Raw genomic sequence first — 14,847 nt, forward strand, 5'->3', positions numbered from 1 at the left:
GTCGCGATTTCTTGCGTTCCGCTTTGCGCGATCAAACGTCCCGACAGGGTGGCGGATCGCATGCGGCTATTCCAGCGGTGAGCCCATCCGCAGGGAAGGAAAATGAGCACGTTGTGCTTGGCTCACTTTGGAAGGGGCAGCATCGCTTGCCCGCCTACTTCACCGCGCCAAACCTGCTCTCGAACGAGTTCGACGACACCACCGGCGCGGCGCCCATGATCTGGGTCGCCTCGCTCGCGCCATCGCTCACCGACGGCTTCAGCGTGGGCCGCGTCTGGGCGAGGCGGGTGTCGGGCTTTGCCGGCTCGGCGGGCTTGGCGGCCACGGTCGCGGCCGGCTTCGCAGCTTCCTTCGCCGCTTCCTTGGACTTGTCATGCCCCGGCACGAACCGGGTCACGGCGGCCTTGAGCCGCGACGCCGCGGTGGTCGGCGTCGTCGTGGCCGGGGCCACGGACGCGGTCGCTTGCGGCGGCGGGGTGGTGGCGGTCGTCTCGGACGAGCCCATGCCCATCTTGCGGCCGAGATTCGAGAAGAAGCCGCCGGACTTTTCCTGGGGCTTCTCGGCAGGCTGGGCCGTGGCGACGCGGGTGCTGGTTGCGGGCGCGCTGACGGCGACGACCGGCTCTTCCTGCGGCGCAGGCGCGGACGCCACGCTGTCGAGGTTCGGCTTGGGCGGATTGACGTGGCCGGGGATCGTGCCCGGCGCCTTGGCCATGGCCAGCATCTGCAGCGTCGTGCCTTCGGCGCCTTCGGACAGGCCGGTCGAGCCTTCCGGAATTTTTGCGGCAAAGATCTTGTTCATGCCGCCGTCGATGCCGGTGTTCATGCGCGCCACCGGCGTGCCCTTGGCGACCAGCTTGGCGTATTCCGCCTCGTCCCTGGCTTGCTTGCCGCGCACGGCGGCGACGACGTCCTCGGGGATGACATAGGCCGGGCACTTTGCCGAGGCGTCGAACACCGGATCGCGCTTCGCATCGGGCGCGCGGGTCGCGTCGAAGACGTATTTCTTCTCGCAGAAATCGACCTTCGGCTCCTGCCGCGTCACCTCGAAATGATCATAGCCTTCCTTGATCATCTTCCAGAACGGCATGTTCGGATTGTTGCGGTGCCTGGCCATGTTTACCGGCGTCATCCTGAACGGATAGGCCTGCAGCTGGAACGCCTTCTGGCCGCCGAAGAAGGACTCGCGCCCCAACGAATAGATCTCGGCGATCTGCTCGTCCGTCATCGCGTAGCAGCCGCGCGAGGAGCAGTCGCCGTGCACCATCAGCTGCGAGCCGGTGCGGCCCAGCGCCTTGTCGAAGGCGTTCGGATAGCCGGTGTTGAAGGAGAGGTAATAGGCCGATTGCGGATTCATCTGGCTCGGGTTGATCGAGTAGAATCCCTCCGGCGCCTGGCGGTCGCCTTCGCGCACCTTGGGGCCGAGATCGCCCGACCAGCGGCAGATCGGATAGGTCTTGAGCAGCGCGAACTGGCCGTTGCGGGTCTGCTTCCAGACCTCGAGCTCGGCCTCCTGCTTGAACAGGCGCACCAGGATCGGCGATTGCAGATCCATGTCCTTCTCGACCATCGCGGCGAGTAGCTTCGGCGGCACCGGCTGGTTGGCCTTGGCGTTGTTCGCGAGCGAGACCTGGTCGGTGTCGCAGCCGGCCAGCAGCACGCTGGCGGTCATCAGCGCAACCGAAGCCAAAAGCGCGCGAGCAAGCGAACGAGAAATCAAGACGTACCCCACAGCGTGCCGGGCATTGATGCGCTAACCCCAATTCGTTTGGCGCATGATCCGACCGGCGAACCGGACCCGTCGTGACGGGCTTTGTCAGCTCACGCCCCAGCGCTATGCCCTGAAGCCATTGATTAAAATTCTAACCGCTGGGTCATGTGGTCGCAACCCGAGCGGGGATCACGAGGCCGTTGGCCCAATGGTGTGGTCAACAGAGACTTAAATCAGGCCGGAACTTGGGCCTTGCGGCCGAACCCTCACTGAGATCGCTGATTTGGGCAGAAAAAGGGTTAACGCGGGGTTACCGGGGGAGCTCTTCACCTCTCCCGCTTGCGGGAGAGGCCGGGAGAGGGCTCGCTCGGCATTGGGAGTGTCGCGAGTGGAGACACCCTCTCCCCGACCCTCCCCCGCAGGCGGGGGAGGGAGCGCACCGCCGTTGCGGCGCTAAACCAGCCCGAATCAACCCAGTTTGCGGCCGATATCGAGGAATTTCTGCCGCCGCTGCTGGCGGATGGCGGTTCCGTCCATTCCCCGGAGCTCGTCGAAGGCCTTGGCGATGGCGTCGCCCGTGGTGGCGATCATGGCGGCGGGGTCGCGGTGGGCGCCGCCGACCGGCTCCTTGAGGATGCTGTCGATCACCCCGAAACGCAGCATGTCCTGGGCGGTGATCTTCATGTTGTTGGCGGCTTCCTGGGCCTTGGTGCCGTCGCGCCAGAGGATCGAGGACGCCGCTTCCGGCGAGATCACGCTGTAGATCGCGTGCTCCAGCATCAAGACCTTGTTGGCGGTGGTGATGGCGATGGCGCCGCCCGACATACCCTCGCCGGTGATGATGGCGACGTTCGGCACGGTCAGCGCCATGCAGGCATCGGTCGAGCGCGCGATGGCTTCGGCCTGGCCCCGCTCCTCGGCGCCGATGCCGGGATAGGCGCCGGCGGAATCGGCCAGCGACAGCACGGGCAGGCCGAACCGCTCGGCCATCTCCATCAGCCGCACGCATTTGCGATAACCTTCCGGCCGCGCCATGCCAAAATTGTGCTTGATGCGGCTCTCGGTGGAATCGCCCTTTTCCTGGCCCATCACGCAGATCGCTTCGCCGCGGAAGCGGCCGAAGCCTGCGACCAGCGCCTCGTCCTCGCCGAACTTGCGGTCGCCGGCGAGCGGGGTGAACTCGGTGATCAGCCCCTTGATGAAGTCGTTGAAATGCGGCCGCTGCGGATGCCGCGCGACCAGCGTCTTCTGCCACGGTGTCAGGTTCTGATAGAGGTCGGCCAGCGCCTGCGCCGCCTTGTCCTCGATCCGCCCGATCTCGTCGGCGATGTCGGTGCCGGCGGCCGCCATGACCCTGAGCTCATCGAGCTTGGAATCGAGCTCGGCGACGGGCTTTTCGAAGTCGAGATAGCTGCGCATCTGGTCTTGCATCAACTCAATATAGGGAGGACGGGGCTGGCGAGCGAAGCGGATTTAGATCGGCGGAAAGAACTGTAGCTTCTTCAATGAGTTGACCTGTGTGCTCGTGAGCCAGTCCATCAAATCATGCGGAGGCACCGGCTCTTTCTGCGGAGATGTGGCCGAAGTCAAGGCGGTTTCGGGTGTTACCCTTGGCCTGTAGCCCGGATGAGCGCAGCGATATCCGGGATGGCGCGTAAGGCACGACCGGACCCGGATGTCGCTGCGCTCATCCGGGCTACAGTCTCACTTCTCCGCCAGCGGGTGCAGGTCGCGCACGAGGCTCTTCAGCCGCTCCTCCACCACATGGGTGTAGATTTGCGTCGTGGAAATATCAGTGTGGCCGAGCAGGGTCTGCACGATGCGCAAGTCTGCACCATTGTGCAGGAGGTGGCTGGCAAAGGCGTGGCGCAGCACGTGCGGGGAGACCAGCCGCGCCTGCAGCCCCGAGGCGACCGCGAGCTCCTTGAGGTCGCGGGCAAAATGCTGCCGCGTCAGATGCCCGCTCTCGCCGAACGAGGGGAACAGCCACTTGGAAGCGGCGAGGCTGTCCTTTTTCTTCTCCGTCTTCGCGGCCTCCGTCGCGGCGAGATAATCCGCCATCGCCTGCCGCGAGGCCTCGTTGAGCGGCACCAGCCGCTCCTTGTTGCCCTTGCCGCGCACCACGATCATGCGCGCATCGCGCTTGGCCGCCGAGCGCGGCAGCGCCACCAGCTCGGAGACGCGCAGGCCCGTGGCGTAGAGCACCTCGAGCAGGCAGTAGAGCCTTAAAGACCGCAGCCGCTTCGACGGCGAAGCATCCTCCGCCTCGCTCAATTCCTTGGCGCGTGTCAGCATGCGGTCGACATCGGCGATCGACAGCACCTTCGGCAGGCCGCGGCCGCGCTTGGGGCCGGACAGGATCGCGGCGGGATCCTCGGCTCGGATGCGCTCGTTGAGGAGGAAGCGGTAGAGATGCCGCATCGCCGACAGCCGCCGCGCGACGCTGGTGGATTTGAAGCCGCGACTGTCGAGATCGGCGAGGTAGTCGCGCAGCGTCTGCGTCTCGGCGTCGGCAAAGCTGTGCCCGATGCGGCCCAGAAATTCCGAGAAATCGGTGAGGTCGCGGCGATAAGCGTCGAGCGTATTGGGCCCGGCGCCCTGTTCCGCCGCGAGCATGTCGAGGAACAGGCCGGTAAGCTTGGCATCTGAGGGCGGGTTGCGCATGCCCTGGAAGCTAGCTCCTATTTCTTGAGAAACTTGTCCGGCGGAATCGTCACCGTCATTTCCCGCGACTTGGGACTGACGAAATTGGCCAGTGCGAAGACCACGCCATAGACGATGCCTGCGATCACGGCGACGACCGTCAGGAAGCGGAACAGGCTGGGCATCGATCTGGGGTCCGGCTGACAAATTAACCAATGAAATCATCCAACATGTTCGCCGTTTCGTGGCAAGAGTCCTCTGGCGAGGGCCCCAAGGGGGTCGTATAGGTGGCCAAAGCGTGCCGCCTTTGGCGGCAGATCGAGCGAGATTCATGTCCGACGCCGCCTTGCCGATACCAGCTTCGCTAGAGACCGACATCCTGTCGGCGCTCGGGGCGCGCTCGATCGTGCTCGTCGGTATGATGGGGGTAGGCAAATCCACCATCGGCCGCCGTTTGGCTGTCAGGCTCAGGCTGCCCTTCGTTGATGCCGACACCGAGATCGAGACCTCGGCCCAGATGACCATCCCGGAGATCTTCGAGCGCCACGGCGAGGCGTATTTCCGCGACGGCGAGGCGCGGGTGATCGCGCGGCTGCTCGACGGCGGGCCGGTGGTGCTGGCGACCGGCGGCGGCGCCTTCATGCGCGAGGAGACGCGCGCGCGCATCGCCGCGAAGGCGGTGTCGGTCTGGCTCAAGGCGGACCACGACGTCATCATGCGCCGTGTGCGGCGCCGCGCCGACCGCCCGCTGCTCCAGACCGCCGACCCCGAGGGAACCGTGACGCGCCTCCTCACCGAGCGCGAGCCGGTCTACGCCAACGCCGACCTCACCATCGCCTCGCGCGACGTGCCGCACGACAAAATCGTCGATGAGACCATCGAGGCGCTGCGCGCGCATCTCTGTGGTGACCAAGCCGCCCAACCACCTGCCGACGTTGTGAGTGCGTCAAGATGACTGCGCCGTTGAAACATTCCGATCCCGTCAATGTCGAGGTCGCGCTGGGCAATCGCGCTTATGACATCGTCATCGGCCGCGGCGTGCTGGCCTCGCTCGGCGAACGGGTCGCGGCCTTGCGCCCCGGCGTGCGCACGGCGATCGTGACGGATCGCACCGTGGCAAAGCACTGGCTCGAGCCCGCTGAGGCCTCGCTCGCCGCGAGCGGCATCCCGACCTCGCGCATCGTGGTCGAGGAAGGCGAGATCTCCAAGACCTATGCCGGCCTGGAGAAGGTCAGCGAAGCCCTGATCGCCGCCAGGATCGAACGCAACGATCTCGTCATCGCGCTCGGCGGCGGCGTGGTCGGCGATCTCGCCGGCTTTGCGGCTGCGATCCTGCGCCGCGGCGTCGATTTCGTGCAGGTGCCGACCTCGCTGCTGGCGCAGGTCGATTCATCCGTCGGCGGCAAGACCGGCATCAACTCGCCGCAGGGCAAGAACCTGCTGGGGTCCTTCCACCAGCCGGTGCTGGTCATTGCCGATACCGCCGTGCTCGACACGCTGTCGCCGCGGCAGTTTCGCGCCGGCTATGCCGAGGTCGCCAAATACGGCGTGCTCGGGGATGAGGCGTTCTTCACCTGGCTGGAGACAAACCATTCCGACATCGTCAAGGGCGGTTCGGCGCGCGAGCATGCGATCGCGACCTCCTGCCGCGCCAAGGCCGGCGTCGTCTCGCGCGACGAGCGCGAGACCGGCGAGCGCGCGCTGCTCAATCTCGGCCACACCTTCGGCCACGCGCTGGAAGCCGCGACCGGGTTCTCCGACCGTCTGTTCCACGGCGAGGGCGTTGCCATCGGCATGACGCTGGCCGCGCAGTTCTCGGCCAGGCTCGGCATGATCGGCGAAGCCGAGGCGTCGCGCGTCGAACGGCATCTGATCGAGGCCGGCCTGCCGACGCGCCTGCAGGATATCGCGGGCTTCGCGCAGGAGGGGCTTGCCGACGCCGACGCGCTGATGGCGCTGATGGCGCAGGACAAGAAGGTCACGCGCGGCAAGCTCACCTTCATCCTGCTGGAGGCCGTCGGGCGCGCCGTGATAGCAAAGGATGTCGAGCCGACGCTGGTGCGCGATTTTCTGCAGTCGAAATTGGCGCAGTGATGGCGGGACCGTTTGGATCGGCCGCCCGCGAAGACGCGCGGAAGGTCAAGGCGGCCGCGAGGCAAACATGAGTTCGATCTCGATCAATCTGCTGCTTGCGGTCCTGTTGCTCGCCGCCAACGCGTTTTACGTGGCAGCGGAATTTGCGCTGGTGAAGAGCCGCGGCTTTCGCGTCAAGGCCATGGTCGAGCAGAACCGCTTCGGCGCGCGCCTGCTGCAGACCATGATGGGAAACATCGAATCCTATCTCGCCTGCTGTCAGCTCGGCATCACCATGGCCTCCCTTGGGCTTGGCTGGATCGGCGAGCCGACCGTTTCCGCCCTGCTGAGCCCGGTCCTCCGTCCGTTCGGATTGTCGGAGGCCACGCTGCACTTCACCTCGTTCGTGGCGGGTTTTTTTGGTTTTCTCCTCGCTGCACATCGTCATCGGCGAACAGGTACCGAAGACGCTTGCGATCAGGGAGCCGATGCCGGTGTCGCAGTGGATCGTGTATCCGCTGCATGTCTCCTACCTCGTGTTTTATCCGCTGAGCTGGTGCCTCAACGCGGCCTCGAGCACGATCCTGCGTCTGATCGGGGTCCAGGAGTTTTCGCAGCACGAAATCCTGACGGATTCCGAGATCGAGGGCCTGGTCGAGGAATCGGCCGTGCACGGCAAGATCGAGAGCGGTGAGGCCGAGTACATTCACAATGTCTTCCGTCTTGGCGAACTGACGGTGTCCGATGTGATGGTTCACCGCACCGCCATGGTGATGATCAATGCCGATCTGCCGCCCGAGGAGCTGGTGCGGGAGGTGCTGGCCACCGAATACACCCGCATTCCGCTGTGGCGCGACAAGTCGGAGAACATCATCGGCATTCTGCATGCCAAGGATCTCCTGCGGGCGATCCGTGCATCCGACGGCGATACCTCGCGCATCGACGTCACCACCATCATGCTGCCGCCCTGGTTCGTACCGGAAATGCGGCCGATATCCCAGCAGCTCAAGGCGTTCCGCCGGCGCAAGACCCATTTCGCGCTCGTCGTCGACGAGTACGGTGAGGTCGAAGGCCTGGTGACGCTGGAAGACATCCTCGAGGAGATCGTCGGCGACATCTCCGACGAGCACGACGTCGTGGTTGCCGGCGTGCGGGCCCAGCCGGACGGCTCGGTCGTGGTCGACGGCTCGGTGCCGATCCGCGACCTCAACCGCGCCCTGGACTGGCATCTGCCCGATGAAGAGGCAACCACCGTCGCCGGCCTCGTCATCCACGAGGCGCGCTCGATCCCCGACCGCGGCCAGAGCTTCACCTTCCACGGCTTCCGCTTCCGCGTCCTGCGCCGCGAGCGCAACCGCATCACCGCGCTCCGTATTTCACCGGTGCCGCGCGAGGCGGAGCTGGAAGGGGCCAAGCCGCGACGGGCGGGGACGTCGTTTTGACTCCTTGCCCTCCCCAGGAGGGTAGGCGGATCAACCTTCCCCCGGCGCCTTGGCCTGAATCGCCAGCGCGTGCACGCTGCCTGCCAGTTCCGCGGCCAGCGCCGAATTTATCAGGCGATGGCGCTCGACCCGGCTCTTCCCTTTGAAGGCATCGGATACAATATAGACGCGGAAGTGCGTCTCACCGCCCGGCCGATGGCCGGAATGGCCCTCATGCAAATGTGACTCGTCGACGACTTGCAGGCTTTCCGGCGTGAAAGCTTCCTGCAACTTGTTGCTGATAGTGTCTTTCATAACCATGAGTGCCATTAAAACCTGCGCAAGCGCCCCGTCAATTGCGCAGGCGGCCTTTGGCGGCCGTACTTCAAAGACGGCCGAAGTGAAACTTCGGCGACCCGTGGTCAGCTAATTGCAATGTCAAGACTTGAAGGTTTTTGCATTGCGTAGTCAAAGTCAGCCATGCCGATCGATTCATCAAAGTTCTTCGACTCCATCCGCGTCAAGCCGCGGGGCAAGCAGCCGGAAGTGAAGCCGCGCGACACCGCGGTCGGTTGCGAATGGGCCGGATGCCAGAACAAGGGCGCGCATCGTGCGCCGAAGGGCCGCGAGAACCAGCGCGAGTACTGGCACTTCTGCCTGAACCATGTGCGCGAGTACAACCAGAACTACAATTTCTTCTCCGGCATGAATGCCGACGCCGTCGCGCGCTACCAGAAGGACGCGCTGACCGGCCATCGTCCGACCTGGAAGATGGGCGCCAATGGCGGCGTCAAAAAGGGCGCGGAAGCCGAGATCGATGGCGCCTTCGATCCCTTCAGTATGTTCCAGGAGCTCAACGGCCGCACCGGCTGGCGGAAGGGTCCGGACGCTCCGCCCAAGGCCGAGACGCGCAAGGTCATGAACGCCGAGCGCAAGGCGCTCCATGTCATGGGCCTCGGCCCAAGCGCCACGCTCGCCGACGTCAAGACCAAGTACAAGGCGCTGGTGAAGCAGCACCACCCCGACGCCAATGGCGGCGACCGCTCCACCGAGGATCGCCTGATCGAAATCATCAAGGCGTATAATTATCTGAAGACCGTGGTGCGGGAGGCGTAAGGCCTCACCGCGCCGGATGCCGCCCGCTGGTGAGCGGACGGCACCTTCAATGTCACCTGCTCCGGCAAACGCGAACGCGCTTGACGATGCGGCGTCCATGATAGCCGCGCGTGACGACGGTGCGTACGGTACAGACTCTTCGCGGAGCGTAATGATAGCGTGCGTTCACGACGTCCCCGGAAACCGATGCGCTGGGGATAGGGTGAGCCGGCAGCGCATTGGCTGGTGCTGCGAGTGACGAGAGAGCGAGCAGCGTTCCCGCAGCGAGGGCGCAAGTGAGCTTCTTCATTATCATTCCTTTTCTTGTTCGCCCCTGAAGAGTTTTATTGGGGCGAGCATGAATGCGCCGAGCGCGCTTTTGTTCCCGGTCGCCGCTGAGTCGTTCCGTCGCATGCGCGTGACGCCCGGTTTCGCGCGGCAGCGATGTGCTCCCGCACTAGGCGGCCGGCATCGCGCCGACATAGGACGAACTAGGCCGGATCAACCGCCCGGTCCGCTGCTGCTCGCGCGCATGGGCGGTCCAGCCTGCGGCGCGCGCCACTGCGAAGATCGGCGTGAACGCCTGTCGTGGAATCGCCAGCGCATCGAGCAGGATCGCGGTGAAGAACTCGACATTCGTCTCCAACGGCCGCTCCGGATTCTTCTTGCGCAGCGCGCTGCGGATATAGGCCTCGACCTCGCCGGCAAAGGGCAAATCGGTGCCGTTGGAGGCCAGCGCCTCGACCGCGGTCTTCAACACATCGGCACGCGGATCGCGCACGCGATAGACGCGATGGCCAAAGCCCATCATCCGCTCGCCACGGGCCAGCGCCGCATCGACCCACGGCTGAATGCGCTCGCGCGAGCCGATCGCGTCGAGCATTTCCAGCACCGGCTCCGGCGCGCCGCCATGCAGCGGGCCCGTGAGCGCGCAATAGCCCGCCGTCACCGCGGCGAACAGATCGGCTTGCGTCGAGGCCACCACACGCGCGGTAAAGGTCGAGGCGTTCATGCCGTGGTCGCTGGCGGTGACGAGATAGGCATCGAGCGCGGCGACCTCGCGCGTCTCAGGCGTGGCGCCGCGCAGCATCCGCAAGGTGTCGGCGGCATGACTCGCATTCGGATCGGGCGCGACCGGCTCGAGCCCCCCGGCGCGCCGGACCAGCGCGCCCGCGATCACGGGAAATGCGCCGACGATCGTCGCCTCGTGCTCCAGCCCGTTCTCAGCGCGAAGGCCTGCGACCGCCGCGCGAAACCCGTCGACGATGCTCATGCCGCGCGTCGCCGGCAGCAGGTCCGGCAGCCGCGCGAAGGCGCGCTCGCGTGCCGCGCCCAAGTGTGAGCGCACTTCGGCTTCGGTGAGGGTGGTCTTGCTGGCGCCGTTCCAGAGCCGGGCAGTGACGCCCTCAAAACTCGAGATAGCGGCCAGGCGGCCGACCTGCTCGCCGGCGATGATCAGTTCGCCGCGCTCGCCGTCGACATGGCTCAACACGGTCTCCGCCGCCGGAACGCCGTCCAGCCCGATCTGGCTCTTGGTGAGGTGGATGTTCATGGCACAAATCTCCTTTTTGCGTTGCACCAAGAAAATTCGGGCCTCTCGACAGATTGATCAATCTTGATTACATAAATCAATATGAAAAATTCTTCGGAGCTCTACCTCTCCGCCCGCGAGGCCGCGGCCGAGCTCGCGATCTCGCCAGCCACGCTCTACGCCTATGTCAGCCGCGGCCTGATCCGCTCCGAGCCGACGCCGGATTCGCGCAAGAACCGCTACCGTGCCGAGGACGTCCGCGCCCTGAAGGAGCGCCGCGTGCCATCGCCCGAGCCGCGCGGCCTGCGCAGCTTCGACGCCGACCTGCCCGTCATGGACACCGAGATCTCGACCATCACCGAGGAGGGCGCGATCTATCGCGGCGTCAACTGCGTCGATCTCGCCGAGAACGACACGCTGGAGCACACCGCGACGCTGCTCTGGGACGTCTCCGAGGTCGATCCGTTCGCTTCCGACAATCAGCCTGCGCTCTCCGAGGAGATGCGCATGATCGGGCAAGCCGCGCGCCGGGCCGCGCCGATCGACCGTGCCATCGCCGTGCTCGCGCTGGCCGCGAGCGTCGATCCCCGCGCGTTTACGCGTGCACCGGATGGCCGCGCCATGGTCGGCGGACGTATCGTCCGTCTTCTCGTCGCCACCATGCTCAATTCAGAGCCGTCATCCGAGCCGCTGCATCAGCAGATCGCAAAGGCCTGGGCCGCCGACAACAAGCACGCCCCTGATCTGATCCGTCGCGCGCTCGTGCTGCTGGCCGATCACGAACTGAACGCCTCGACCTTCACCGCGCGCTGCGCGGCCTCGACCGGCCTCAATCTCTATGACGCCGTGATCGCCGGTCTCGCCGCGCTGAAAGGCCCCAAGCATGGCGGCGCCGGCGTGCTGGCCTCGCAGCTCGTCAAGACGCTGGTCGACCGCGACGTCGCCCCGATGGTGCGTGAGCGCGTCGCGCTCGGCGAGCGCTTCGCCGGCTTCGGCCACGGCGTCTACAAGCGCGGCGACCCCCGCGCGCAGTCGCTGCTGAACGCGCTCTCGCGCGCCGGCGCGCCGCGAAAGTTCACGCGCGAAGTGCCGGAGCGGATCGCGGAGGCAACCGGCGAATTCGTGAACATCGACTATGCGCTCGCCGTGCTCGTGCATGCGCTGCGCCTGCCCGCCGGCAGCGAGCTCGCTCTGTTCGCGATGGCCCGCAGCGTCGGCTGGATCGCGCATGCCAGCGAGCAATTGCAGTTCGGCAAGCTGATCAGGCCGCGGGCGCGGTATGTCGGGCCGGCGCCGGGGCGGAGGGTGGTGACGGACTCCAGGACTTAGGAGACGTGCTCCGCGGAGGTGTTTGTCAGCTCAGACTTCCAGCGGAGCGCTCGGCGAGCCGGTTCTTCTTGAATGCCTCCGCAACCCAATCCACGAAGGCTCTTGTCTTGGCGGGCACCAATTTGCGCGATGCATGGTAGATCGAGATCGCACCGGCGTCACAATACCAGCGCGGCACCAGGCGGAGCAGCGAGCCGTCTTCGAGCGCGGGCAGGATGTCGGCGGTCGCGAGCATGGCAACTCCGAGGCCCAACAGCGCCGCCTCGCGCATCGCGGCGGGATCGTTGAGCACGATGGACTCGGACAGCGAGGCCTGAATTTCGCGCCCTGAAACATCGCGCATCGACCAGTGCCGGATGCGTCCGGTTTGCAGTGAGCGCATCACGATGCCATTGAGCCCCGCCAACTCATCCGGCCTGGTCGGCGGTATGCGCCCGGACATGTAGGCTGGAGATGCCACCGCGACGATATGTGCCGGTGCAAGGGTTCGGCTCACAAGACCCGGTGACAACTCGAACCCACCTCCGATGGCCGCATCGTAGCCTTCGCCGACCAGATCGACTTGGCGGTTCTCGAAGTGCCACTCAGGACGCACCCGTGGATAGCGGGCCAGGAAGGCGGGAAGCAGAGGAAGGATATGGGCTGCGCCGAATGTCGGCGGCAGGCTCACCTTGAGAAGGCCGGCCGGCTCCTTGCTGCCGGTCGATATCCCGGCAATGGCTGCCTGAAGGCCGTCGAGCTTGTCGGAGATTGCGGAGCGAAACGTCTCGCCGGCCTCAGTCAGCGTCAGCTTCCGTGTCGACCGATGAAACAGCCGGACGCCGAGATTGCGCTCCAGCATGGCGACGTTGCGGCTGACGGCGGCAGGAGTCAGCGAGAGTCTTCGGCCAGCTTCTGAAAAGCTGCCGCACTCGGCACTGCGGATAAAGGATTCCAGGTTCGCCAGTGTTTCCATGAACTCTTTCACAAGCAATCGTTGAAAATATTACGAGCGATATCACCCTAATCAAAGGGGAATGTTTAGGTCATCGTCAGGTCATCGATCGGCGCGGCTGATCCTCAAACAACTCGGAGTATTTGAATGTCCACCATCGGCATCATCGGCGCGGGCAATATCGGCCGCGCCCTTGCTCAGGCCTTCGCGCGCAAGGGCATTGCAGTGACCTTGTCCAACAGCCGCGGCCCGGAGAGCCTCGCAGCGATCGTGGCCGAGATCGGTGCCCCGGTCACCGCCGGCACCCGCGAGCAGGCGGCTGCCAAGGACATCGTGTTCGTCGCGGTCAACTGGTCGAAGCTGCCTGCTGCGCTTGCCGGTCTGCCGGCATTTGGCGGGCGCACCGTCGTCGATGCCAACAATCCGATCGAGGCGCCGCTGTTCAAGCCGGCCGAACTCGGTGGGCGCGCCTCATCGGAAATCTTCGCCGATCTGGTTCCCGGTGCGCGGGTGGTGAAGGCATTCAATCACCTGCTGCCGCAACTCCTGACAGCCGACCCGGCGAGCGAGGGCGGCCGGCGCGTCTTGTTCTACTCCGGAGACGATGCCGGCGCGAAGGCGGCCGTCGGCACGTTGATCGAGCGGCTCGGATTCTTCGGCATCGATCTGGGTTCGCTCGCCATCGGCGGCAGGTTGGTCCAGTTCCCCGGTGGTCCGCTGCCCGCGCTGAACCTGGTCAGGTTCGGTTGATGGCTCCGTTGCGGACGGTCGCCGAACGGATCCGTGACGCATCGCCAATCATGCACATTCCCTCGAGCAACAGGCTGCAAACAGGCTCAGCCGTGATGCCGGGCGCTTCGGCAAGATCAGAAAGGCCATACGATGAAAACCGATGATATCGATTTCGACCACCTGCTTCGCTCGAATCTGGAGCGCGTCTTCAACGAACGGGACGATGACAAGCGCAGAGCAGCTATAGCCGAGCTCTTCGTTGAAGAGCCGATCATGTACGAGCCGACGAATATCGTCAGGGGACGGGAGGACATATCGCGCGTTGCGGGAGATCTTCTGAAGCAGTTTGGGTCAACGTTCAGGTTCGTGCCCGATGGTGCTGCCGTCGGGCATCACGGCTTGGGGCATTTGGCCTGGCACGCCGGGCCCGAACATGGGCCGGTCGCGGTCACGGGGACCGACGTGGCCGAAATCGAAAGCGGCAAGATCTCGCGGCTCTGGGTGTTACTGAATGCGCCGTGAGAGGAGGCCGCGGCTTCGGCGCGGATAATTGGTCAGCGACCCTCGCTCTCTAAGCTTGTGCCCTGGGCCCGCGGCTTCGCTTCCGCGACACCGCCGCCATTCCGCCGGCGATAGATCCACACGCCAACGCCGCCCGCGATCGCCACCGCCACCACCGTCAGGATCCAGATATGCTTGCCGACATGCCCATCGTGATGCAGCCCGGCATACTCATGCAGGGCCGACACCGCCAGCACGCCCGGCAGCACGTGGGCCGGCGCCCAGACCAGGATGGCCGGGATGTTCACGGCGTAGAATTTCGCCGGCGGCATCGCCAGCGCGCCGGCCGTGACCGGCACGAAGGCGCGGATTGGCGGCACGAAGCGGGCGAAGAACACCGCCCAGGTGCCGAAGCGGTGGAAGAAGCTTTCGCTCTCGGCGACCACGCGGGGATAATTGGTCAGCGGCCAGGTGTTGAGGATCTCGCGCTGCTGCCGGTGCCCGATCCAGTAGGCCGAGCCGTCGCCGAGCACGGCGCCGACCGCTGCCGCCAGCAACACCCATTGCAGCTTCAGCTCGCCGCCCGGGATCAGGGCGCTCAGCGCCAGGATGATGGTCGAGCCGGGGATGACCGATCCCACCACCGGGACCGCTTCGAGCAGGGCCGCCAGGAACAGGGTCAGATAGGCCAGCCACGGATGGGCCGAGACGAACGAGATGAGGGGATCGAGGAAGGACGTCACGTCGTCTCTGTGGAGGGTTGGAGCACTGGGGCTTGGACCCTACATAAGTAAGCGGAGCCGGCGAAAGTGCCATTCGCGCAGGCAGGGCCGCCCTCCCGCCCGAAATTCGAGCGTGATTCGCAAGGCAGCCCTCC

At 65.4% G+C, this 14,847-nt stretch carries 14 protein-coding genes and 1 pseudogene; 7 read left to right on the forward strand and 8 right to left on the reverse strand.

Annotated features, from left to right (window positions below):
• Positions 1–154 precede the first annotated feature (154 nt).
• From CIT39_RS02890 to CIT39_RS02905, 4 genes are all read right to left on the reverse strand, one after another.
• Positions 155–1,672 (reverse strand): L,D-transpeptidase family protein, encoded by a 1,518-nt coding sequence (locus CIT39_RS02890; RefSeq protein WP_162308856.1) that lies wholly within the window; start codon positions 1,670–1,672, stop codon positions 155–157.
• A 507-nt stretch (positions 1,673–2,179) separates the two neighbouring features.
• Positions 2,180–3,142: an acetyl-CoA carboxylase carboxyltransferase subunit alpha gene (locus CIT39_RS02895; protein ID WP_094973557.1), complete on the reverse strand. Its 963-nt coding sequence runs from the start codon at positions 3,140–3,142 to the stop codon at positions 2,180–2,182.
• A 273-nt stretch (positions 3,143–3,415) separates the two neighbouring features.
• Positions 3,416–4,375 carry a site-specific tyrosine recombinase XerD gene (xerD, locus tag CIT39_RS02900; RefSeq protein WP_094973556.1) on the reverse strand — a complete coding sequence of 320 codons (960 nt, stop codon included), beginning with the start codon at positions 4,373–4,375 and terminating at the stop codon, positions 3,416–3,418.
• 17 nt (positions 4,376–4,392) lie between these two features.
• Positions 4,393–4,539, reverse strand: a complete 147-nt coding sequence (locus CIT39_RS02905; RefSeq protein WP_014439243.1) for a hypothetical protein — start codon at positions 4,537–4,539, stop codon at positions 4,393–4,395.
• 146 nt (positions 4,540–4,685) lie between these two features.
• Here CIT39_RS02905 and CIT39_RS02910 point away from each other — a divergent pair, with 146 nt between their 5' ends.
• The 3 genes and pseudogenes from CIT39_RS02910 to CIT39_RS02920 all read left to right on the forward strand — a co-directional run bounded on the left by CIT39_RS02910 (position 4,686) and on the right by CIT39_RS02920 (position 7,869).
• Complete coding sequence (locus CIT39_RS02910; RefSeq protein WP_162308857.1) at positions 4,686–5,309, forward strand: shikimate kinase; 624 nt, start codon at positions 4,686–4,688, stop codon at positions 5,307–5,309.
• Positions 5,306–6,448, forward strand: coding sequence for a 3-dehydroquinate synthase (gene aroB, locus CIT39_RS02915; RefSeq protein ID WP_094973554.1), 1,143 nt, complete (start codon positions 5,306–5,308; stop codon positions 6,446–6,448). Before CIT39_RS02910 ends, aroB begins: the two co-directional genes overlap by 4 nt.
• A gap of 67 nt (positions 6,449–6,515) precedes the next feature.
• A pseudogene (locus CIT39_RS02920) lies at positions 6,516–7,869 on the forward strand (hemolysin family protein).
• Between the two features lie 30 nt (positions 7,870–7,899).
• On the opposite strand, the gene CIT39_RS02925 reads toward CIT39_RS02920, so the two are convergent.
• Positions 7,900–8,169, reverse strand: coding sequence for a BolA family protein (locus CIT39_RS02925; RefSeq protein WP_094973552.1), 270 nt, complete (start codon positions 8,167–8,169; stop codon positions 7,900–7,902).
• A 159-nt stretch (positions 8,170–8,328) separates the two neighbouring features.
• Between CIT39_RS02925 and CIT39_RS02930 the strand changes: the two genes are divergently transcribed.
• The gene (locus tag CIT39_RS02930; RefSeq protein WP_094973551.1) at positions 8,329–8,964 is read left to right on the forward strand and encodes a J domain-containing protein; all 636 of its coding nucleotides are present in this window, start codon (positions 8,329–8,331) and stop codon (positions 8,962–8,964) included.
• Between the two features lie 436 nt (positions 8,965–9,400).
• Here the strand turns inward: CIT39_RS02930 and CIT39_RS02935 are convergent, their stop codons facing one another.
• Positions 9,401–10,495 (reverse strand): citrate synthase/methylcitrate synthase, encoded by a 1,095-nt coding sequence (locus CIT39_RS02935; protein WP_094973550.1) that lies wholly within the window; start codon positions 10,493–10,495, stop codon positions 9,401–9,403.
• 81 nt (positions 10,496–10,576) lie between these two features.
• Here CIT39_RS02935 and CIT39_RS02940 point away from each other — a divergent pair, with 81 nt between their 5' ends.
• Positions 10,577–11,803, forward strand: a complete 1,227-nt coding sequence (locus tag CIT39_RS02940) for a citrate synthase family protein (RefSeq protein WP_094973549.1) — start codon at positions 10,577–10,579, stop codon at positions 11,801–11,803.
• A 25-nt stretch (positions 11,804–11,828) separates the two neighbouring features.
• Here the strand turns inward: CIT39_RS02940 and CIT39_RS02945 are convergent, their stop codons facing one another.
• Positions 11,829–12,758, reverse strand: coding sequence for a LysR family transcriptional regulator (locus CIT39_RS02945; RefSeq protein WP_094973548.1), 930 nt, complete (start codon positions 12,756–12,758; stop codon positions 11,829–11,831).
• Between the two features lie 126 nt (positions 12,759–12,884).
• On the opposite strand from CIT39_RS02945, the gene CIT39_RS02950 reads away from it, so the two are divergent.
• Positions 12,885–13,487 (forward strand): NADPH-dependent F420 reductase, encoded by a 603-nt coding sequence (locus CIT39_RS02950; protein ID WP_094973547.1) that lies wholly within the window; start codon positions 12,885–12,887, stop codon positions 13,485–13,487.
• A gap of 132 nt (positions 13,488–13,619) precedes the next feature.
• A complete protein-coding gene (locus CIT39_RS02955) occupies positions 13,620–13,991 on the forward strand; it encodes a nuclear transport factor 2 family protein (RefSeq protein ID WP_094973546.1) in 372 nt (123 codons plus the stop codon).
• A 32-nt stretch (positions 13,992–14,023) separates the two neighbouring features.
• Here the strand turns inward: CIT39_RS02955 and CIT39_RS02960 are convergent, their stop codons facing one another.
• A complete protein-coding gene (locus tag CIT39_RS02960) occupies positions 14,024–14,713 on the reverse strand; it encodes a DedA family protein (protein ID WP_094973545.1) in 690 nt (229 codons plus the stop codon).
• Between the last annotated feature and the right edge of the window lie 134 nt (positions 14,714–14,847).

Origin of the sequence: Bradyrhizobium symbiodeficiens (genome assembly GCF_002266465.3) — a bacterium.
GTDB classification, from domain to species: domain Bacteria; phylum Pseudomonadota; class Alphaproteobacteria; order Rhizobiales; family Xanthobacteraceae; genus Bradyrhizobium; species Bradyrhizobium symbiodeficiens.

Excerpts from the sequence above, each read along its gene's own strand:
- CIT39_RS02905 (WP_014439243.1), bottom strand. The coding sequence starts at position 4,539 with ATGCCCAGCCTGTTCCGCTTCCTGACGGTCGTCGCCGTGATCGCAGGC.
- xerD (WP_094973556.1), bottom strand. The coding sequence starts at position 4,375 with ATGCGCAACCCGCCCTCAGATGCCAAGCTTACCGGCCTGTTCCTCGAC.
- CIT39_RS02935 (WP_094973550.1), bottom strand. The coding sequence starts at position 10,495 with ATGAACATCCACCTCACCAAGAGCCAGATCGGGCTGGACGGCGTTCCG.
- aroB (WP_094973554.1), top strand. The coding sequence starts at position 5,306 with ATGACTGCGCCGTTGAAACATTCCGATCCCGTCAATGTCGAGGTCGCG.
- CIT39_RS02930 (WP_094973551.1), top strand. The coding sequence starts at position 8,329 with ATGCCGATCGATTCATCAAAGTTCTTCGACTCCATCCGCGTCAAGCCG.
- CIT39_RS02945 (WP_094973548.1), bottom strand. The coding sequence starts at position 12,758 with ATGGAAACACTGGCGAACCTGGAATCCTTTATCCGCAGTGCCGAGTGC.
- CIT39_RS02910 (WP_162308857.1), top strand. The coding sequence starts at position 4,686 with ATGTCCGACGCCGCCTTGCCGATACCAGCTTCGCTAGAGACCGACATC.
- CIT39_RS02890 (WP_162308856.1), bottom strand. The coding sequence starts at position 1,672 with ATGACCGCCAGCGTGCTGCTGGCCGGCTGCGACACCGACCAGGTCTCG.
- CIT39_RS02950 (WP_094973547.1), top strand. The coding sequence starts at position 12,885 with ATGTCCACCATCGGCATCATCGGCGCGGGCAATATCGGCCGCGCCCTT.
- CIT39_RS02925 (WP_094973552.1), bottom strand. The coding sequence starts at position 8,169 with ATGGTTATGAAAGACACTATCAGCAACAAGTTGCAGGAAGCTTTCACG.
- CIT39_RS02895 (WP_094973557.1), bottom strand. The coding sequence starts at position 3,142 with ATGCAAGACCAGATGCGCAGCTATCTCGACTTCGAAAAGCCCGTCGCC.
- CIT39_RS02940 (WP_094973549.1), top strand. The coding sequence starts at position 10,577 with ATGAAAAATTCTTCGGAGCTCTACCTCTCCGCCCGCGAGGCCGCGGCC.
- CIT39_RS02955 (WP_094973546.1), top strand. The coding sequence starts at position 13,620 with ATGAAAACCGATGATATCGATTTCGACCACCTGCTTCGCTCGAATCTG.